This is a genomic window from Brachybacterium sp., assembly GCF_052095815.1.
In the GTDB taxonomy this organism is placed as follows: domain Bacteria; phylum Actinomycetota; class Actinomycetes; order Actinomycetales; family Dermabacteraceae; genus Brachybacterium.
The window spans coordinates 14515-34392 of record NZ_JBQDLF010000004.1 but is presented as its reverse complement, the minus strand read 5'-3'; the positions used below and the strand labels follow the sequence as shown (position 1 = coordinate 34392).

20 protein-coding genes are annotated in these 19878 nt (G+C 70.0%); 14 read left to right on the top strand and 6 right to left on the bottom strand.

All coding sequences use genetic code 11. The features are described from left to right. Position 1 precedes the first annotated feature (1 nt). Positions 2–991 carry an ABC transporter permease gene (locus ACTH43_RS02660; protein ID WP_441443377.1) on the bottom strand — a complete coding sequence of 330 codons (990 nt, stop codon included), beginning with the start codon at positions 989–991 and terminating at the stop codon, positions 2–4. Between the two features lie 486 nt (positions 992–1477). Here ACTH43_RS02660 and ACTH43_RS02655 point away from each other — a divergent pair, with 486 nt between their 5' ends. Then, the gene (locus ACTH43_RS02655; RefSeq protein ID WP_441443376.1) at positions 1478–2566 is read left to right on the top strand and encodes a ThiF family adenylyltransferase; all 1089 of its coding nucleotides are present in this window, start codon (positions 1478–1480) and stop codon (positions 2564–2566) included. 53 nt (positions 2567–2619) lie between these two features. Here ACTH43_RS02655 and ACTH43_RS02650 read toward each other — a convergent pair whose 3' ends face one another. Both ACTH43_RS02650 and moaA read right to left on the bottom strand, forming a co-directional pair. After that, the gene (locus ACTH43_RS02650) at positions 2620–2931 is read right to left on the bottom strand and encodes a MoaD/ThiS family protein (protein ID WP_441443375.1); all 312 of its coding nucleotides are present in this window, start codon (positions 2929–2931) and stop codon (positions 2620–2622) included. Positions 2932–2942: 11 nt separating this feature from the next. After that, positions 2943–4043 carry a GTP 3',8-cyclase MoaA gene (moaA, locus tag ACTH43_RS02645; RefSeq protein ID WP_441443374.1) on the bottom strand — a complete coding sequence of 367 codons (1101 nt, stop codon included), beginning with the start codon at positions 4041–4043 and terminating at the stop codon, positions 2943–2945. Positions 4044–4272: 229 nt separating this feature from the next. Here moaA and ACTH43_RS02640 point away from each other — a divergent pair, with 229 nt between their 5' ends. The 5 genes from ACTH43_RS02640 to ACTH43_RS02620 all read left to right on the top strand — a co-directional run bounded on the left by ACTH43_RS02640 (position 4273) and on the right by ACTH43_RS02620 (position 8279). After that, positions 4273–5556: a molybdopterin molybdotransferase MoeA gene (locus ACTH43_RS02640; RefSeq protein WP_441443373.1), complete on the top strand. Its 1284-nt coding sequence runs from the start codon at positions 4273–4275 to the stop codon at positions 5554–5556. Further along, positions 5553–6131, top strand: coding sequence for a cyclic pyranopterin monophosphate synthase MoaC (gene moaC, locus ACTH43_RS02635; RefSeq protein ID WP_441443372.1), 579 nt, complete (start codon positions 5553–5555; stop codon positions 6129–6131). Before ACTH43_RS02640 ends, moaC begins: the two co-directional genes overlap by 4 nt. Then, on the top strand, positions 6131–6682 hold the full coding sequence (locus ACTH43_RS02630; RefSeq protein ID WP_441443371.1) for a MogA/MoaB family molybdenum cofactor biosynthesis protein: 552 nt from the start codon (positions 6131–6133) through the stop codon (positions 6680–6682). Before moaC ends, ACTH43_RS02630 begins: the two co-directional genes overlap by 1 nt. 200 nt (positions 6683–6882) lie before the next feature. After that, positions 6883–7320 carry a molybdenum cofactor biosynthesis protein MoaE gene (locus ACTH43_RS02625; protein WP_441443497.1) on the top strand — a complete coding sequence of 146 codons (438 nt, stop codon included), beginning with the start codon at positions 6883–6885 and terminating at the stop codon, positions 7318–7320. Positions 7321–7424: 104 nt separating this feature from the next. After that, positions 7425–8279, top strand: coding sequence for a metallophosphoesterase family protein (locus ACTH43_RS02620; RefSeq protein WP_441443370.1), 855 nt, complete (start codon positions 7425–7427; stop codon positions 8277–8279). A 168-nt stretch (positions 8280–8447) separates the two neighbouring features. On the opposite strand, the gene ACTH43_RS02615 is transcribed toward ACTH43_RS02620, so the two are convergent. After that, entirely contained in the window at positions 8448–8621 is a 174-nt protein-coding gene (locus ACTH43_RS02615; RefSeq protein WP_441443369.1) for a hypothetical protein, read from the bottom strand. A 218-nt stretch (positions 8622–8839) separates the two neighbouring features. On the opposite strand from ACTH43_RS02615, the gene ACTH43_RS02610 reads away from it, so the two are divergent. The 6 genes from ACTH43_RS02610 (at position 8840) to ACTH43_RS02585 (ending at position 15323) form a co-directional block, all read left to right on the top strand. After that, positions 8840–10297 (top strand): hypothetical protein, encoded by a 1458-nt coding sequence (locus ACTH43_RS02610; RefSeq protein WP_441443368.1) that lies wholly within the window; start codon positions 8840–8842, stop codon positions 10295–10297. Between the two features lie 219 nt (positions 10298–10516). After that, complete coding sequence (groES, locus tag ACTH43_RS02605; protein WP_441443367.1) at positions 10517–10813, top strand: co-chaperone GroES; 297 nt, start codon at positions 10517–10519, stop codon at positions 10811–10813. 14 nt (positions 10814–10827) lie between these two features. Beyond that, entirely contained in the window at positions 10828–12414 is a 1587-nt protein-coding gene (gene groL / locus ACTH43_RS02600; protein WP_441443366.1) for a chaperonin GroEL, read from the top strand. 313 nt (positions 12415–12727) lie between these two features. Then, positions 12728–13429: a hypothetical protein gene (locus ACTH43_RS02595; RefSeq protein ID WP_441443365.1), complete on the top strand. Its 702-nt coding sequence runs from the start codon at positions 12728–12730 to the stop codon at positions 13427–13429. 203 nt (positions 13430–13632) lie between these two features. Then, complete coding sequence (locus ACTH43_RS02590; protein ID WP_441443364.1) at positions 13633–14550, top strand: pseudouridine synthase; 918 nt, start codon at positions 13633–13635, stop codon at positions 14548–14550. Then, on the top strand, positions 14547–15323 hold the full coding sequence (locus ACTH43_RS02585; protein WP_441443363.1) for a hypothetical protein: 777 nt from the start codon (positions 14547–14549) through the stop codon (positions 15321–15323). Before ACTH43_RS02590 ends, ACTH43_RS02585 begins: the two co-directional genes overlap by 4 nt. Positions 15324–15330: 7 nt before the next feature. Here the strand turns inward: ACTH43_RS02585 and ACTH43_RS02580 are convergent, their stop codons facing one another. After that, positions 15331–16989 (bottom strand): inorganic phosphate transporter, encoded by a 1659-nt coding sequence (locus tag ACTH43_RS02580; RefSeq protein ID WP_441443496.1) that lies wholly within the window; start codon positions 16987–16989, stop codon positions 15331–15333. Positions 16990–17299: 310 nt separating this feature from the next. Between ACTH43_RS02580 and guaB the strand changes: the two genes are divergently transcribed. Then, on the top strand, positions 17300–18799 hold the full coding sequence (gene guaB, locus ACTH43_RS02575) for an IMP dehydrogenase (RefSeq protein ID WP_441443362.1): 1500 nt from the start codon (positions 17300–17302) through the stop codon (positions 18797–18799). Positions 18800–18882: 83 nt separating this feature from the next. After that, the gene (locus ACTH43_RS02570) at positions 18883–19290 is read left to right on the top strand and encodes a hypothetical protein (protein ID WP_441443361.1); all 408 of its coding nucleotides are present in this window, start codon (positions 18883–18885) and stop codon (positions 19288–19290) included. A 77-nt stretch (positions 19291–19367) separates the two neighbouring features. Here the strand turns inward: ACTH43_RS02570 and ACTH43_RS02565 are convergent, their stop codons facing one another. Next, a complete protein-coding gene (locus ACTH43_RS02565; protein ID WP_441443360.1) occupies positions 19368–19802 on the bottom strand; it encodes a VOC family protein in 435 nt (144 codons plus the stop codon). Positions 19803–19878: the final 76 nt, after the last annotated feature.

Here is a 19878-nt window from a genome sequence, read left to right as displayed (position 1 = left end):
GTCAGACCCTCACTCTCGGGTCGAGCGCCGCGTACAGCACTTCGGACAGGGTGGAGCTGAACAGCAGCAGGATCGCGGTGAAGCAGACGTTGCCGGCCAGCGCATTGACGTCGGAGGTCTGGACGGCGACGATGCCGTATTTCCCCATGCCCTCCCACGAGAAGATGATCTCGAGGAACGCCGAGCCCGCGACCAGGGTGCCGAAGCTGTAGGCGAAATAGGTCGACATCGGGATCAGCGCGACGCGCACCCCGTGCTTGACCAAGGCATGGTTGCGGGTGGCGCCCTTCGCCCGGGCAGTGCGGATGAAGTCGCTGCCCAGCACGTCCAGCATCAGCGAGCGCTGATAGCGGGAGTAGCCGGCCGCGCCGAACAGCATCAGCGCGATCGTGGGCAGCAGCAGATGCACGAACCCGTCCCATAGCTGGGGGAAGAACCCTGTGATGCCAGGCGTGTAGGACCCGGTGAAGCGGATCACCTGGAAGCCCAGCAGCTGGTTGAAGTTCGTCGCCAGGATCATCAGGATCACGCCGCCGACGAAGGTCGGGGTCGAGATCAGGATGAAGGAGGCGTAGGAGACGATCTGGTCGGATGCCTTGTACTGCCGCACCGCGCCCCAGACGCCGAGGGTGACGCCGAGGAGCGCAGCCAGCAGAGCGCCCAGCAGGAGCAGGCGGAGGCTGGTCCCGGCGCGTCCGACGATCTCGTTGATGACCCAGTTCCCCTGGAGGTCCTGACCCAGCTTCTGCGAGAGCGGCTCGAACAGGACGCGTTCGATCCACCACCAGGTGCGCAGCAGCACCGGGTCCTTGTCGTTGACGCCGTAGGCGCTGAGGATGCCGTCGACCGACTCCTCGGGGATCGGAGGGTTGACCCCGAGGTAGCGCCGGCGCGGGTAGAAGAAGAGGCTCGCGGCGATGTACGAGAACACGGTCGCGATCACCGTGAGGATCAGGTAGTTGACGAACCGCCGCAGGATGTACTTGGTCATGCACGGACTCCCGAGATGAGATTCGGGATCATCGCACCGGGGACGCCGAGCATCCGGGCGCCCTCACGGCAGCTCAGACGACTCCAGGCAGACGAAGGTGATCGCATCGTCAGAATTCCTCACATGATCGGTGCTCGGTCCGCAACCGCGCGGGTCCTCTGAGCAGGTTTCTGCACTGTAGGTCACTCGGACACGCATCTTCGCGCCGGGATCGGCTCCATGGCCGAATCGTTATCCACCTGCCACAGTGCGTGGCCGTGGGGGAGACTACCTCACATGGTGGAAAGACATGGAGATTTCGAGAGGTCTGTGCATATCGAAGGTTCCCGAGCGGTCACTTCGCCCGGCACAGGGGAGCGGCCTTCGCCCGGGGCGGCACGGCGACCGGAGTCCGGACGTGGACGCGGGCTGCCGGACATCGGCGACCTCGCGATCGCACCGGCTGCGGAGGTGGCGGCGGGGCTCCCGGAGCGCTACCTCCGCCAGATGCGCCTGCCGCAGCTGGGCGCCCTCGGGCAGCGGCGGCTTGCCGCCTCACGGGTCGCGGTGATTGGCGCCGGCGGCCTCGGAGCGCCGGTGCTCTCCTATCTGGCCGCGGCCGGGATCGGGGAGATCACGGTGTTCGATCCGGATACCGTTGACACGACCAACCTGCACCGGCAGGTGCTCTTCGGCGATGCGGACGTGGGCCGCTCCAAGGCGATCGCCGCGGCAGAACGGCTGCAGGCGCTGAACCCGGAGATCTCCGTGCGGGCGGAGGTCGAGACGGTCACCCCCGCCAATGCGCTCGAGAAGCTCTCCGGCCACCATCTCGTGCTCGATGGCACCGATAACTTCCCCACCCGCTATATGGCCTCCGACGCGTGCGAGATCCTCGACCTCCCCCTGGTGTGGGGATCGATCCTGGCGTTCTCCGGACAGGTCAGCGTGTTCTGGGGAGCGAGCGGCCGCGGGGTGACATACCGCGACGTGCACCCGGTCCCGCCCCGGCCCGGGGAGGTCCCCAGCTGCTCCGAGGCCGGAGTGCTCGGGATGCTGTGCGGGGTGATCGGCGCGACCATGGCGATGGAGGCGGTCAAGGTCCTGGCCGGCCTCGGGGACGTGCTCTTCGGCCGCCTCGCCCTCTATGACGCGCTCCGCGCCCGCTGGGACGAGCTGCCGCTGGCCCGGGACCCGCAGCGCCTCGCGGTGAGCGAGGTCGAGGACGTGATGGTGACCTGCGGGCTGCCGGGGCCGACGGGGCCCGCGACCGATGAGCTCACCGTCGCCGAGCTGCCGGCGCTGCTGGCCGCCGGGGTGCGGGTGATCGACATCCGGGAGGCTCATGAACTGGCCGGCGGGATGGTGCGCGGCGCCGAGCACGTGCCGATGGCCGAGCTGCTCGCGCAGCACGGACCGACGGACTCGTCGAGCGCGTCAGCGGCGCTTGAGGGCACCGTGCTCTACTGCGCGGCCGGCTCACGTTCGGCGAGCGCGCAGCAGGTGCTGGCGGGGAGGGGCATCTCCGTGCGCTCGCTGCGCGGCGGCTTCGGCGCAGTGGAGGGCAGCGGGATCGCGGTGACGCTGCCGGAGTGACTGCGCCGCCAGAGTGACTGCAAGGTCGCGCTCGGAGTGCGCCGCGAGAGGGTTCACCCTCCGGCGAAGGGCGGGAGCACATCCATCCGGTCGCCGCCAGCGAGAACCTGGGTGCGGTCCGTGCAGGCCACGGCGTTGATCAGGAAGCTCGAGCGGCCGATCACGCGGGCAGCCTCCGCGGAGGCATCTGCCAGCAGCGCGTCCACGGCGTCCTGCACGGTCGCCGCCCGGACGGTCGTGGCGTCGGCCCCGTATTCGGCGGCGGCCCCCGCGAACAGCCGCACGGCGATGCGCGGTGCGGTGGCGGGGGAGCCCTCGGTGGTCCCGCCGGTGGTTCCCTCGGTGGTGATGTCGATGCTGGTCATCTCGTCCTCTCTCAGCCGCCGATCGCGCTCATCGGGCGCTCCGGCTGCACGAAGTCCTCGCGGTCCATGCCGTGACCGGCCTTCTTGCCCCACTGGGCGGCGCGCCAGATCTCGGCGATGGTCTCGTCCTCGGCCCCGGAGCGCAGCGCGCCGCGCAGATCCGTCTCCTCACGGGAGAACAGGCAGGTGCGTACCCGGCCCTCGGCGGTGAGGCGGGTGCGTCGGCAGTCGGCGCAGAAGGGCCGGGTGACCGAGGCGATGATGCCGACCCGTCCGCGATGGCGACCGGTGGCGCGGTCCTCGACCTCGAACAGCTCCGCCGGTGCACCGTTCCGGGCCTCGGCCACCGGGGTGAGGACGTAGCGGGGGGCCAGCAGTGCCTGCATGTCGCCGGCGGTGAGCATCGAGCTGCGGTCCCAGATGTGGTCCGCATCCAGCGGCATCTGCTCGATCACGCGCAGCTGCAGATCCCGGTCCAGGCACCAGTCCAGCAGATCAGGCAGCTCATGGTCGTTGACGCCGGGCAGGAGGACAGCATTGACCTTGATCGGGTCGAGCCCGGCCTGCCGGGCACCCTCGATCCCGTCCAGCACCCGGTGCAGCAGCGGGCGTCGGGTCAGCCGCTCGAAGGTCTCGGACACCACGGAGTCGAGGGAGACGTTGATCCGGTCCAGCCCCGCTTCGCGCAGTGGTGCGGCGCGATGGTCCAGGCCGATCGCATTGGTGGTCAGCGAGATGTCCGGGCGCTGGGGGAGCGCGGCGACGCCCGCGATGATCTGCTCGAGATCGGGGCGGGTCAGCGGCTCGCCGCCGGTGAAGCGCACCTGGTCGATGCCCAGGCGCTCCACCCCGATCCGCACCAGGCGCACCACCTCGTCCACGCTCAGCAGCTGATCCTTCTTCAGGAACGTCATCCCGGACGCGGGCATGCAGTAGGTGCAGCGCAGGTTGCAGAAATCCGTGAGCGAGAGGCGGAGGTCCGTCGCCTCCCGGCCGAACCGGTCGGCGAGAGCAGGCGTGTCAGGACGGTCCGAGGTGTCGGGCAGCTCGGACGCGGTCTCGTCGGTCCTGCGTGGTGTCGGCATCCCCAGCGAGATGCGGCGCGATGCCATCTGCTCACCCCTTTCCGTCCGGGCCCGGCGACGCCGGGATGTCGCTCCAGGATAGGGGGCGCACCGGCGCGGGGGGCAGGGACCTCGGACGCACACCGGTCGCAGGGGCGGTGCGGTCCGGTCGGCACGGGCGCCGTGGCGACCTCCGCGGCGCCGGGGCTGGACCCGGCGCGCCATACTGGTGAGGCGTCACGGAGACGCCCGAACGTGCAGACGGGAGCGAGTGCAGATGTCCGGTGCCCAACGGATCCCCCTGGCCGATCATGTGGCCGATGCCGTCGCCCTGCTCGGCAGCATCCGCACCACCGAGGTGATCCCTCTGGACGGCCGCGCGGTGGGGCGGGTCGCCGTCTCGGAGCGACGTGCGCTGGTGGACGTCCCCGGTCACGACAATTCTCAGATGGATGGCTTCGCCCTTGCAGCGGGTGACCTCGAGGGGCCTGGCGTGCGCGTGACGCTCCCGCTGGGGCCGACGATCGCCGCTGGGGACGAGCCCGCCGTGCTCGCACCCGGCACCGCGCGAGCGATCATGACCGGTGCACCCATCCCGGCGGGCGCGGAGCTGGTGATCCCCGTCGAGGAGAGCGCCGAGGGGCGCTTCGCAGCTGCCGAGAGTGTGCCTGCTCAGAACCCGGCCGCGACGATCACGCTCACCCCCTCCTCCATCATGACCGGCCGGTTCGTGCGCCGTCGCGGCTCCGACACCCGCCGCGGGGACACCGTGCTGCGCGAGGGCCGCCTGCTCACCCCGGCCCGGATCGCCCACCTCGCCGCCTGCGGGGTGGGGGACGTCGAGGTCGACGTCCCGCTGCGCACGATGGTGCTCTCGACCGGCACCGAGGTGCAGTCCCGGGACCCCCGGAACAGCGGAGCGCCCGCCCCCGGCGGCGTCTTCGACGCCAACGGTCCCGGGCTGGCAGCCGCCCTCACCGACGCGGGAGCCGAGGTGGTGCACGTCGGTGCGGTGCCCGACGATGCCGACGCCCTGCTCACGCATCTGCGCCGGGAGATCCGGGCACTGAACATCGATCTCGTGGTCACCAGCGGCGGGGTGAGCATGGGCGCCTTCGAGGTGGTCCGCCACGCGGCCGGGCGCGACGGCGTCACCCTCGCCTTCCCGAAGGTCGCCCTGCAGCCGGGCGGCCCCCAGGGCATCGGCTTCCTGGACGTGGACGGGCGCCGGGTCCCCTGGCTGGCCTTCCCCGGCAATCCCGTCTCCGCGCTGCTGAGCTGCGAGCTGATCGCCCGGCCGGCCCTCGGCGCACCCGCTCGTCGTCGGCTGCAGCTGGCGGTGCAGCTCGAGGCCGAGGAGTCCTCGCCGCCTGCGGTGGATCAGTACCGTCGGGCCCGGGTGCTGCCTTCGGGCCGGGTGCGCCTGGTGGGCGGTGCCTCCTCCCACCTGATCGGCGGCTATGCGGCTGCTGATGCGTTGGTGCTGGTCCCGCGCGGTACCAAGACCGTGCGTGACGGCGACCAGCTCGAGACCCTGCTGATCCCTGGAGGAGACTCATGAACGACGTCGCTGCCGACGGCACCACCGGTGACCTGTCCCATGTGCGTGCGGACGGCTCCGCCCACATGGTCGACGTGACCGACAAGGCTGTCACCTCCCGAGAGGCGAGCGCCCGAGCCGTGCTGCGCACTCGGCCCGACGTGGTCGCCCGCATCGCCGAGGGGAACCTGCCCAAGGGCGAGGCCCTGGCCACGGCTCGGATCGCCGGGATCATGGGCGCCAAGCGCACCCCGGAGCTGATCCCGCTGTGCCATCCGCTGCCGCTGTCCGGAGTGGAGCTGGACCTGGTGCCTCGCGAGGACCGGGTGGAGATCACCGCGCGGGTGCGCACCAAGGGCGTCACCGGGGTCGAGATGGAGGCGCTGACCGCTGCCACGGTGGCCGCGCTGACCGTCTACGACATGATCAAGGCCGTGGACCATCTCGCGACCATCGAGGGCATCCAGGTGCTCGCGAAGTCCGGCGGCAAGAGCGGTGACTGGACGCGTGAGTCGGCGGCGCGCCCGGAACCCGCGGGGCAGGACGGGACGGCAGGACGCCCGGGGCTGCCTGCGGGACCGGGGGCGGACCGCTGATGGTGAAGCACATCCCGGCCCGTCGCACCGATGAGGACTGCACCGTGCGCGAGGATTCGGCGCCCGCGCCGCTGCTGAAGGGCAGCGCCCGGGTGATCATCGCGTCCACCCGGGCAGCCGACGGCACCTATGAGGACCGCACCGGCCCGCTGCTGGTGCAATGGCTCAGCGAGCGAGGCCTCCAGCAGGTCCAAGCGCGCATCGTCAGCGACGGACCCGAGGTCGGAGCCGCCCTCGCCGAGGCGATCGCGGAGGGGATCGACATCGTCGTCACCTCCGGCGGCACCGGCATCAGCCCTACCGACGTCACCCCCGAGCAGACCGCCCCGCTGATCGAGCGCGAGATGCCCGGCATCCTCGAGGCGGTGCGCCGGCTCGGAGCCCGGAAGATCCCGACCGCGCTGCTCAGCCGCGGACTGGCCGGCATGGCCGGGCGCAGCTTCGTGGTGAACCTTCCCGGTTCCCGCGGGGGAGTGCGCGACGGAATCGAGGTGCTCGACCCGATACTCGACCATCTGCTGGAACAGCGCGACGGAGGCGACCACGCATGAACGGCACTGGACCTACCGGGACCACTGGAAGCACTGGACCTACCGGAACCACCGCGGACCCGACCCGTGGCACCACGCCCTTCGGCACTGCATCCTCCGGAGCCGCACCCTCCGGCACCACACCCTTTGGCACTGCGCCCTTCGGCGCCGCGCCTTCCGGCATTGCGGCGGAGCAGCTCCGCATCGCTGGGGATCCCGCGATGGGCGACGGCGCAGAACGGGCCCGGCTCGCCGAGGTCCGCCGGGACGAGATCACGGTGGCTCAGATGATCCAGGCGGTGACCGATCCACGCTGCGGCGCCGTGGTCACCTTCGATGGAGTGGTGCGCGACCACGACGGCGGGCGGGGCGTCGAGCGCTTGGAGTACTCCGCCCATCCCACCGCCGGGGAGGTGATCGCCCAGGTCGCCCGGGAGATCGCAGAGCGTTATCCCGATATTCTCATCGCCGTCGCCCACCGGTTCGGTCCGCTCGAGATCGGCGACTCCGCGCTCGTCTGCGCCGTCGCCGCACCGCATCGCAAGCAGGCCTTTGTCGCCTGCGACGAGCTGGTCGACACCGTCAAGCAGCGGGTCCCGATCTGGAAGCACCAGGTCTTCGACGACGGCGAGAGCGAATGGGTCGGCGCGCTGGGCTGAGTCCGGCCAGCAGGCCCTGGGCTGAGTTCGGCCAGCAGGAGGCGCCCGTCGGCGCACTTCGCGGGCTTCACCTGCCGGACACCCGCGATGGCTACGGTGCCCCCATGCGCATCCTGCACCTGACCGACACCCATCTCTACGGCGATCCGTCGGCCCGCCATTACGACCGCATCGACACCACCGCCGCCCTGGCCGGCGTGCTGACCCGCCTCGAGGGCTTGCGCGACATCGATGTGGTGGTCCACACCGGGGACGCCTCCGAGGACGGCACCGCGGAGAGCTACCGCCTGCTGCACGAGATCCTCGATCCTTTCGCGGCGTCGCTCGGGGCGCCGCTGGTCGTCGTGATGGGCAACCATGACGTCTCCAGCGTCTACAGCGAGGAGATCGACCCCGGTCAGCACCTCGCCTCCCGCCAGGACCGGGTGGTGCAGGTGGGCGGGGGCGGCCGCGTGGTGGTGCTGGATTCGAGCGTCCCCGGGGCCGGCTACGGACACCTCGAGCCGGCACAGCTCCAGTGGCTGCGGGACGTGCTGGCCGAGCCCGTCGCCGCCGGGACGGTGCTCGCGATCCATCATCCCCCGCTCGTGGGAGCGACCACCCTGCTGCGCGGACTGGACCTCGACGGGCTCGACGAGCTCGCCGCCGTGCTCGAGGGGACGGACGTGCGCATCGTGCTCTCCGGCCACTACCACCACGAGATGAACGGGGCGATCGCCGGGATCCCGGTCCACGTTGCCCCGGGGATCACCAATGTGGTGGACCCCGTCACCGCAGCTGCCAGCGAGAAGGCGCTGGCGCTGTCCGGCGCGAGCGTGGTCGAGCTCGGCCAGGGTGCGCCGCGGGTGTTCAGCTCTGTGTTCCCGAACCTGGGGGATACCGCAGAAGACGCCGAGGTCCCCGTCTACCGCTTCAGTCCCGAGCAGGTCGCGCAGATCGTGGAGGCTGCAGGGCGCTGAGGCTGCAGGGCGCTGAGGCTGCAGGGCGCTGAGGCGGAGCATCCGGACGGACCCGACCTGACCCGGGAGCGGAGTCAGCATCGGCCCCGGGGATGAACCAGCATCCGGACACGAAAAAGCCCCTGCAGACGAGTTCTGCAGGGGCTTCGTGAAGATGCTCGGGTGGCGTCAGCGACCCATGCCGAGAGGGCTGATGCCCTGGCTGGAGCGAGCGCGTGCCACTGCGGTGTAGTCCCCGCCGAGGCGGTTGTTCGGCACGGCGTTGTGGCGCTCGACGTCCTGTCCCTGCATGCGTTCGGAGAGTCGGCTCAGTGCGGAGCTGAGAGAGCGGAGGAAAGTCATGATCGGGGTCCCCTTCGGTTCGGAGTGAGGTGATCGGCCGGGCCCTGGATCGCAGGTGCCTCGACGTCATCGATACTTCTGTTATAACGCGCGGCCGGGCGGCTCCGCATTCACTCCGACCGCACAAGTTGCCAGCCTCACAAAAAGTGTGTGACCTGGTGCTCGTCCTGCCGACACGACCCGCCGACATGACCCGCTGACAGGAGAGGGCCCCACCCATGCGCGACTGGCTGCTGGAGCGGTTCCTGGCTCGGCTCTCGGAGCGGGGGCCCGGCGGCGGCGGACGGCTGCCCCGCTGGGTCCGCGCGCTCCTGGACGAGACCTTCCTCTGGGTGGCGCTCGGACAGCTGCTCCTCGCCCTGGGAGTGCGTCGCTCGAGCGTGCGCCGGCTCGCCGTGGTCCAGGCGACCCTCGACGAGGCCCGGGAGGTCTTCGGGAAGGCCGGATACGTGATCCCGCGCCTCGAAGGCATCGAGACCGATCGGGACCTGGAACGCCTCGAGGACGCGATGAGCCGCTTCGAGTCCCGGGAATTCACCGAGGAGGAGCTCAGTGCCATCCTGCCGGCCCCGCACGCCGTGCGCTGGGCCCGCGAGGCGGGCACTGTCGTGCTCGACCTCCTCGAGGAGACGCTGGGTCGGCTGCGGACCCTCAGGATCCGCACCGAGCTGATCGGCATCGACCATCGTGCCGCCCGCTCCTGGATCGTGGCGCTGCGTGAAGTCCTCGCCCGTTCCGATCTCGACACGGCTGCTGCTGAGGGATATGCGGCCCTGGCGAAGAGTCTCGAAACGCACGAGGGGGAGGGCCTCTTCGCCGCCTCGGAGCTCGAGACCAGACCTCGCGCACCGGGCCTCGGCGAGATGGGGCGCCTGGTCGGAGTGATCCGGTCGATCCCGCGCGAGACCCTCGATCGCCTGCTGCCCCTGCGCGTGCTCTCCTCCCGGGTCGTGCTGACCGCTGCGATCACCAAGGGGCTCAAGCTGCTCCGGCAAGACTGGGTTCCTCCGGGGGAGCGGCCTGATCCCGTCGAGGACGCGGAGGTGGCCCGCCATCAGGACTACCAGCGCCGCTGGCGACGGGCCCACTCGACGTTCTTCCGAGAGATCGATGAGCGGGATGCGCGTCCCGGCGCGCGACGGGCGCTGATGGGGTCCACGGCGATCCTGTGGGCGCTGAGCCTGGTGGTCCTCGGCTGGCTCCTGCTGTGGTTCCTCGGAGCCGGTGGGGTCGACCTGCCGGGAATCCTCGGTCGGTCCGCGGAGCTCCCGCCGCTCTGGCCGGGGCCGACGGTGCTGGTGCTGATCGCCGTCCTGCCGCTGTCGTACTGGACCGGATGGCTCGCCCCGATCGATCAGTCCGAACTGGTGCAGCCGGGGATGCGCACCGTCGCCGACGCCACGCCCGCTCGCCGGACTCGGGTGACGGCAGCGCGCTTCGGCTCGGTGATCTCCAGCCTGCTGTTCTTCCTGCCGTTCCTGGTGGCACTCCTGATCGATCCGAAGGACACCTTCCCGTGGGACGCCTTCGGCCCATGGCGGAACGAGAAGCTGGACGTCGGGTGGTGGGCCGTGTGGGCGCTGGCCCTGCCTGCGGCGGCCACGATCCTCGGCGGAATCGCCGGCTCGGTCCGGGGTGAGGCGCGGGCAAGGACCCTGCGGCCGAAGCTGGGATAGAGCCGAAACCGGGCCGCGGGACGACATCGTTCTAGCACTCGTCTTGCATGAGTGCCAGCGAGGGTTCTACAGTGGGGCTCGTTGGCAGTCGACGGCCGAGAGTGCCAGAGACTGCCGCAGAGGGATCTTCCCCCGGTCGGCACCGCGACGACGATCGGGAACGGATCCCCACCACCCAGAACTCAAGCAGAGTCATCTCTTCATGAAGGAGTGAGCCGCATGTCGGTCTCCATCAAGCCCCTCGAGGATCGCGTCGTCGTCAAGCCGCTCGAGGCGGAGCAGACCACCGCCTCCGGCCTGGTCATCCCGGACACCGCGAAGGAGAAGCCCCAGGAGGGCGAGGTCGTCGCCATCGGCGCCGGCCGCTTCGACGATAACGGTCAGCGCGTCCCGATGGACGTCAAGGTCGGCGACAAGGTCGTCTTCTCCAAGTACGGCGGCACCGAGCTGAAGTACGGCGGCGAGGAGTTCCTCGTCCTCGGCGCCCGCGACATCCTCGCAATCATCGAGAACTGAGCGGACTGAGCTTTATGGCCAAGGAGATTATCTACAACGAGGACGCCCGGCGCGCCCTCGAGCGTGGCGTCGACAAGCTCGCCAACACCGTCAAGGTGACGCTCGGCCCCCGCGGCCGCAACGTCGTCCTCGACAAGAAGTGGGGCGCACCCACCATCACGAACGACGGCGTGACCATCGCCCGTGAGATCGAGCTCGAGGATCCCTACGAGAACCTCGGCGCTCAGCTCACCAAGGAGGTCGCGACCAAGACCAACGACGTGGCCGGCGACGGCACCACCACCGCCACCGTCCTCGCCCAGGCCATCGTGCACGAAGGTCTGCGCAACGTCACCTCCGGCGCTGCCCCGGCAGCGCTGAAGCGCGGCATCGAGAAGGCCGTCGAGGCGCTCTCCGAGAAGCTCGGCGAGATCGCCACGCCGGTCGACGGGAAGGCCCAGATCGCCTCCGTCGCCTCCGTCTCGAGCCAGGACACCGAGATCGGCGACCTGCTCGCCGAGGCGTTCGACAAGGTCGGCAAGGACGGCGTCATCACCGTGGAGGAGTCCTCCACCACGGCGATGGAGCTCGACTTCACCGAGGGCATGCAGTTCGACAAGGGCTACATCTCCCCGCACTTCGTCACCGACGCAGACCGCCAGGAGACCGTCCTCGAGGACGCCCAGGTGCTGCTGCACCAGGGCAAGATCTCGGCCGTGGCGGACATCCTGCCGCTGCTGGAGAAGGTCGTCGAGGGTGGCAAGCCGCTGTTCATCATCGCGGAGGACGTCGACGGCGAGGCCCTGTCCACGCTGGTCGTCAACAAGATCCGTGGCACCTTCAAGGGTGCAGCGGTCAAGGCTCCCGCGTTCGGCGATCGCCGCAAGGCGATGCTGCAGGACATCGCGGTGCTCACCGGCGCCCAGGTGGTCACCTCTGACCTCGGTCTGGATCTCAAGACCGTCGGCACCGAGGTGCTCGGCCAGGCCGGCCGCATCGTCGTCACCAAGGATTCGACCACCATCGTGGGCGGCGCTGGCGATGACCAGGCCGTCGCCGATCGGGTCGCGCAGATCCGCGCCGAGATCGAGAACACCGACTCCGACTGGGATCGTGAGAAGCTCCAGGAGCGTCTCGCGAAGCTGGCCGGCGGTGTCGCCGTGATCAAGGTCGGGGCTCACACCGAGGTGGAGCTCAAGGAGAAGAAGATGCGCATCGAGGACGCGGTCTCCGCGACCCGCGCTGCGATCGAGGAGGGCATCGTCTCCGGTGGCGGAAGCGCCATCGTCCAGGCGTCCTCCATCCTTGAGGACGGCCTCGGCCTCGAGGGCGATGAGGCTGTCGGCGTGCGCGCCGTCGCCCGCGCCGTCGTCGAGCCGCTGCGCTGGATCGCCGAGAACGCCGGCCTCGAGGGCTACGTCGTGGTCGAGAAGGTCCGGGAGGCCGCTCTCGGCACCGGCCTGAACGCCGCGACCGGCGAGTACGTCGACCTGGTGGCAGCCGGCATCATCGACCCCGTCAAGGTCACGCGCTCCGCCCTGCGGAACGCCGCCTCGATCGCGGCCATGGTGCTGACCACCGAAACCCTCATCATCGACAAGCGCGACGACGAGGACGAGTGACCGCTCGACAGAGCATCGACTGATCAGCTGATCAGCTCGCACCGAACGGGCGGGTGATCCGGGGAGACCCGGGCCACCCGCCCGTTCTGCATGCCGGGCCCGTTCTGCATGCCGGGCCGCGTGACATCGGCCGAGATCGGAAGACCTCCATCGCGGCGACCGCCCCCGCATGTGAATGTTGGGATGGGTCATCGTTGCTGGTGAGGTACGGGGACTGCGGCGCGTCCGAGGTGTGGCGAGCCGCGTCTGAACCATGTCTCCTGGACGTAAGATGGGCTGAATCACAACCAGGGCGACGGTCGGAGGAGAAGTGGTGATCAGTACACCGGATGTCGCGATCCCGGCGCAGGATGGAGACCTCCCCACCCGCACCTACGGGCCCCCCGCCTCTGTGGTGATCGGTTCCCTCGTGGTGGGCTTCGTGTTCCTGGTGGTGCTCGAGTTCCTGGTCATCATCAGCTTCGTCGGCCAGAGGCTCTGGAACCACCCTGAGCTGATGCACGATCTCGTGTTCACCCTGCCGCTGCTGATCTGGGTGCTGATCGCCGTGACGGTGACCGTGGCGGTGCTGCGGGTGATCACCTCCTGGCTGCAGATCGATGAGGACGGCTTCGAGCTGCGGAGCCTGTTCCGGCGTACGCGGAAGACCAGCTGGGACGAGGTCGGGCAGGTCATCGCGGCGCGTGACATCGATCGCGGTGCGAGCGCAGCGGAAGCGCTCGATGCGCCCGAGACCGCCTACGACGGTGTCTACATCCTGGATCCGCAGGGGCGCCGGATCCTTGCGGTCACAAGCCGCTTGTTCGGTCAGCGGGCCCAGGCGATGACGCTCCACCGTGCGCGGGAGGCTGGAGTGGACATCGTGCACATCGACGCCATCACCCCCGCTGAGCTGATACGCCAGGCGCCGCAGGCGATGACCTTCGTGGATCGCCATCCCAACCCGCTGCTCCTGGCGCTGCTGCTGTTCTACATCGGCCACAACGTGCTGACCTTCATCGTGTGGGGGCTGTGAACGCAGTCTCCGAAGGGCCAGGCCCGGGAGCCAGTTCTGGAACCGGCTCCGGAGCCGACGCCGGATCCGGCTCCGGCCACGACCTCAGTACTGGAGCGCCGGCTGAGGCTGCTGTCCGGCCCGGGCGCGCGGCACGGAGGCGCGCCCGTCGACGCCCGCCTCCGCTCCCGCAGCGCGAGGGCCTGGACGCCGTGCGCTGGCGGGTGCCACAGGACGGGACCTCAGCTGGTCCCGCTCTCGAGGCGCTCAGCAGACGATTCCCGGCGCTCGGCGATCCGGAGGCTACCCCGCTTCCCGCTCGGTTCGCCGCCGGAGAGATCGTCGACTCCGAGGGCAGGGCATGGGGTCCGCAGGACGCCCTCAGCCCCGGGGACGAGCTGTGGTTCCATCGCGAGCTGCGCCCCGAGCAGGTCCCCCCGATCGAGGTGAAGATCCTGCACCAGGATGCGCACCTGCTGGTCCTCGACAAACCCCACGACATGGCCACCATGCCCCGCGGCGCGCACATCCTGGCCAGTGCGCTGGTGAGGCTGCGCCGCCAGACCGGTATCGAGACGCTGGTTCCGCTTCACCGGCTGGACCGGCGCACGGCCGGGGTGCTCGCCTTCGGGATCCGCCCTGAGGAACGCGCCGGATATCAGCAGCTGTTCGCCCGCACGGAGGTGGACAAGGAGTACGAAGCGCGGATCCTTCCCTCGATCTCGTCGTCCCTGCCGATCCTGCCCGGGGAGAGCTGCCGGCTGCAGGATCATCTGGTCAAGCGACGCGGCGAGCTGACCGCGCAGGTTCTGCCTGGTGAGATCAATGCTGAGAGCGACGTCGAGGTGCTCGGCGCAGAGACAGGGGAGGCCGACGGAGTGCTGAGGGTGCTCCTGCGGCCGCGCACCGGACGCACCCATCAGCTGCGCATCCAGCTCGCCTCGCGCGGTGCACCGATCCTTGGGGAGGACCTCTACTGGCCAGCCCAGAGGCCTCAGCCGTCCTCACAGGTCTGGCCTGAGCAGCTGCCCTTGCAGCTGCTGGCGCGCCGCCTCCGCTTCCTCGATCCGTTCACCGGCGCGCAGCGGGACTTCCACAGCTCCCAGGTGCTTCCGGCGGGGTCTCGTACCCTGGGGCAGTGACCGTCCCCCGCTTCCCCGAGCCCGCCGATCCGGATCCTTCACCGCGGCGCACCCGGGCAGGTGCAGTGATCGTCGGTCCGACTGTGCGGGCACGCTATACGCCGGGTGCCCTCATCGGCCTGCCGCTGGTCTCGCTGCTGCTGAGTCCCTTCGCGGGGGCCGGGATCCAGCAATGGCGCTACTCCCGGCTGCGCGACGGGCAGGATGGCCTGCTCGAACAGCTCCTCGCCCCTGCCTGGGTGCAGCTGCTGCTCGGCGCCGCGATGCTGTGGGTGCTGTTCGCGCTGTGGGCACTGGTGCCGCTGCTGCTGACGCAGCGTGTGGTGCTGCTGGACGAGGACCAGGGGAGCGTCGCCCTGCGCAAGGGCCTGCGCATCATCCAGCGGGCACCGGTCTCACAGGTCGATCATGCGGTGGGGGAGGCGGAACGCGGCGGAATGGCCCTGATCGGGATCCGCACACCGGGCGGAGTAGGTCAGCCCGTGCAGCAGTGGGTGATCCCCGAAGTGGGCTGGGACGCCGCCTCGTTCGACGGTCTGCGCGTCCTGCAGGCGGCGGCCGGCCTGCGGCCCGCCCCGCCCAGGGCCGAGCTGGTGCGGGAGAACCGTCGGGTACGTCGGGCCCGCTCTCACCGCGAGCTCGCGGACCGCCTCGGCATGCCCTGGCGCGAGGAATACGAGCACGACGATGCCGCATTCCAGGCCGAGTTCGATCGGGTGCGCCGGGTGCTCGGCGGCAAGGAGCAGGCCCGCGACGCGGACCCGAGGCCCTGAGCCTCGCTCAGAAGATCGCGCGCAGGAGCAGGACCACCACGGCGCCGATGCCGGCGGCGGCCGGAAGGGTGATGATCCAGGCCAGGAAGATCGGCCGCATCAGCTTCCAGTTGGCCGCGTGGTTCACCATCCCGACGCCGAGCACGGCGCCGATCAGGATGTGCGTGGAGGAGACAGGCAAGCCCAGCACCGAGGCCAAGAGCACCACGGTGGCTGCGGCGAGCTCGGCGGCGAATCCTGAGGAGGGGTGCATCGCGGTGAGCCCGGTGCCTACGGTGTGGATCACCTTGCGTCCCACGAACCAGAGCCCGGAGACCAGGGCGATGCCGAAGGCGATCAGCGCCGCTGTGGGGACCGCGGCCTCCTGCGAGATCACCCCGGTGCGCAGCACGTCGAGGACGGCCACGAAGGGGCCGATGGCGTTGGCGATGTCGTTGGCGCCGTGGCTGAAGGCGAAGGCGCACGCGGTGAAGACCTGCATCCAGCTGAACATGATGAAGGTCGCCCGCGAGATCGACTGCTTCTTCAGAGCGCGGGCGAAGACGGTCGTGGCCATCCAGACGCCCAGGGCGAGCATCACGAGCAGCAGCACCCCGCTGCCGGCCGAGATGTCCAGGCCCACGTTCTTCAGACCCTTGAACACGAGCATCGCCGCGAGCAGCACAGCGGCAGCCGCTGCGAGTGGGGGGACCCGCTTCTCCAGTGCGTGGTAGGCAGCGCGTCGCTCGACCTTGCGGGCCGCCTTGCGCTCCTTCTTGGACAGATGCGAGGCGTGCTCAGCGAGCTCCGCGCCCGGCCCGCCGGGGGTGAGATCCAACGCTGCGGACTCGGCGAAGGCGCTCTGCTGGAGTTCGGAGACTCGCTCGTAGCCGGGCACGTGGCGGCTGGGACCGTCCTCCGAGTCCTCGTCGTCCTCGTCGTCGTCGTCCTCGTCGTCGTCGTCCTCGGCGTCGTCGAACCCGCGTGATCCCAGGGCGATGGCTCGCGCGGCGGGCGCCAGGATGTGGCGCTTGATCGCTCCGAACAACAGGTACGCAGACACGCCGCCGAGCAGCGGCGAGAGGATCCAGGAGATGGCGATCTTCCCGATCTCGCTCCACTGCACCATCTCGAAGCCGCCGGTGCCGGTGACGATGCCGGTGGTGACGGCGGCGCCCACGATGCCGCCGATGATCGCGTGGGTGGTCGAGACCGGCCAGCCCATCCTGGTGGCGAGCAGCAGCCACACGGCCGCGCCCAGCAGGGCGGCCATCATGATGAAGGCGAAGGACAGCGGGTCCATGTGCATGGCGCTGATGTCGACGATGCCGCTGCGCACGGTCTCGGTGACCGAGCCGCCCGCGAGGACCGCGCCGGAGACCTCGAAGACGGCGGCGACCACGAGCGCCTGCTTCATCGTGAGCGTGCCCGCCCCGACGCTGGTGCCGAAGGAGTTGGCGACGTCGTTGCCGCCGATGTTGAACGCCATGAACAGTCCGAAGGCGACCGCCAGGATCAGCAGGAAGGCGTTGGTCCCGGTGCCGGTGTGGGCGAATGCCCAGATGGTGAAGGCGACAACGGTCGCCGCCGTCATCAGACCGGCGCCGAGGTGCCAGTTGCGGTCGGGGCCGAGGAAGCCCGTGGAGGGAGGGGCATCAGTGGTCTTCTGAGCGGGCGTGCCAGGCATCGTCGAGTTCCCGGGGATGAGGAGGATGGGGGAGGGGCCGCGCACGTGCTGGCGCTCGGACTCCCCGACAGGGCCGCCGCCACTGTAGGCCGTCAAGGGCTCCGGGGTGAACATCCGTCGAACATCACGAGACCAGCTCGCCCGAGATCACAGAGCCGGGACCTCGGGAGGTGATCGATCGCTCGCTCCTGCTCCTGCCTGCGTGATCCCGCCCACCGCCAACATCGGCGCAGGTCAAGGAGCGAGATGTTGGTCCTGCCTGTGGTGGGCGAGACAGCGCGACGGGCGCCCGCGCCGCTACCATCGGGGCATGACGAGCGCGGATCCCTTCGGTTTCATCGGACTCACCTACGACGACGTTCTGCTTCTCCCGGGGGAGACGGATGTGATCCCCTCGGAGGCGGACACCTCCAGTCGCCTCACGCGGGAGATCTCCCTGAAGATCCCCTTGGCGAGTGCGGCGATGGACACCGTCACCGAGTCCCGGATGGCGATCGCGATGGCCCGCCACGGCGGCATCGGCATCCTCCACCGCAACCTCTCCATCGAGGACCAGGCCCATCAGGTGGATCTGGTCAAGCGCACCCAGACCGGCCGCATCACCAACCCGGTCACCATCGGCCCCGACGCCACCCTCGAGGACTTCGACGCGGTGTGCGGGCAGTTCCGGGTCTCCGGCCTGCCCGTGGTGGATGCGGACCTGCGCCTGCTGGGCATCTGCACCAACCGCGACCTGCGCTTCATCCCCGTCGCCGAGTGGGCCGCCACCAAGGTCGGCGACGTCATGACCACCGAGCTCTTCACCGCGCCCGAGGACGTCACCCCGGAGCAGGCCACCGCCATGCTGCGCAAGAACAAGCGCGAGCGGCTGCCTCTGGTCGATGCCGACGGCCGTCTCACGGGCCTGATCACCGTGAAGGACTTCGTGAAGTCCGAGCAGTTCCCCGACGCTTCCAAGGACGGCCAGGGCCGGCTCCTGGTCGGCGCGGGCGTGGGCTTCTTCGGTGACTCCCTCGAGCGCGCCGGTGCGCTGCGCGAGGCCGGGGTGGACGTCCTCGTCGTCGACACCGCCAACGGACACGCCCGCCTGGCGCTGGAGATGATCCGCACCATCAAGAACGACCCGTACTTCGCCGACGTCCAGGTGATCGGCGGCAACGTCGCCACCCGCGCCGGGGCACAGGCTCTGGTCGACGCCGGTGCCGACGCGGTCAAGGTCGGCGTGGGCCCGGGCTCCATCTGCACCACCCGCGTCGTCGCCGGTGTCGGCGTCCCGCAGGTCACGGCGATCTATGAGGCCTCCAAGGCCTGCGGCCCCGCCGGCGTCCCGCTGATCGGCGACGGCGGCCTGCAGTACTCCGGAGACATCGCCAAGGCCCTGGTCGCCGGCGCGGACACCGTGATGGTCGGCTCGCTGCTGGCCGGCACCGAGGAGTCCCCGGGCGAAGTGGTGCTGGTGGGCGGCAAGCAGTACAAGGCCTACCGCGGCATGGGTTCGCTGGGCGCGATGTCCTCGCGCGGCAAGAAGTCCTTCTCCAAGGATCGCTACTTCCAGGCCGACGTCCCCAGCGACGACAAGATCGTGCCCGAGGGCATCGAGGGTCGGGTCTCCTACAAGGGCCAGCTCGGCTCCGTCGTGCACCAGCTCACCGGCGGCCTGCACCAGTCGATGTTCTACGTCGGCGCGAACACCGTGCCCGAGCTCAAGGAGCGCGGCCAGTTCGTGCGCATCACCGCCGCCGGGCTCAAGGAATCCCACCCGCACGACATGGCCGCGATCATCGAGGCGCCGAACTACAGCTCACGCTGAGCCGGGGCAGGGGGGTATCCCCCTGCGCGGCCGGAGGAGGTCACCGTGGCAGAGCGCGGGGGACGGTTCCTAGGATTGTGGGCATGACCTCGTACAACATCCCCGCATTCCCCGCTGTACCGTCCTCCTACGCTCCCGAGAAATCGGCCCGGGCGTCATCCTGGGCGCTCGGGCTCTCGCTCCTCGCCCTGATCGGAGGCATCGTTGCGATGGGTGCGGTCGGGGCCTCGGTGGCGCCCATGGAAGCGGCGTCCGGCTACTACTTCACCGACACGCCCCTCTGGTATCAGGTCGCGGTCCTCGTGGGCTTCGCCTCTCTGCTGATCTGGACCGTCGCGGGGCTCGCCGGGATCGTGCTGGCCGTGCTCGGCCTCCGCGCCGGGAGCGGACGGGCGCGGGCGATCTCTGCGATCGTCCTCGCGGTCCTCGCACCGGTCCTCACCCTCGCCGTTCTGCTCGCGGCCATGGGAGCGGGGATCGTGCTGCTCTGAGCTGGTGAGCTGGTGAGCTGGTGAGCTGGTGAGCTGGTGAGCTGGTGAGCTGGCCTGCGCCGGCGTTCGGCGCCGACTCACTCCTGGGTGGTCGCCGCCTGGGCCGACGGATCGCTCGCGTGCTCATAGCCGATCAGCCACAGCACCCCGAAGCGGTCCCGGACCTGCCCGTCGGAGGCTCCCCAAGGACGGCGCTGGAGCGGATCGACGACCTCCCCGCCCTCGGCGAGGGCGGCGAACCAGGTGCGCAGGGTGGTCGGCTCGGCATGGCCGAGCAGCGCGACCATCAGCCCTTCGGCGTGGAACGGCCGGTCCTGCTCTCCGGTATCGGAGACATACAGGTCCACCGGCCCGCGCAGCACACCGTGGGCGATCGACGCAGCCGGACCGTCCGTGCGTTCGAACTGCGCGAAGGTGTGCACCTCGATCTCGCCGCCGAAGACCGCGTGGTAGAAGTCCAGTGCGCCCTGCGCGGTGCCGGGCAGGTGGAGGTACAGAGCCGGTGCGGGCATGAGGGTCCCCTCGGTCACGCGACCGGATCGGGTCCGGGATCGCTGTGGGGACGAGGGTAGACGCCTGGGCGCGCTG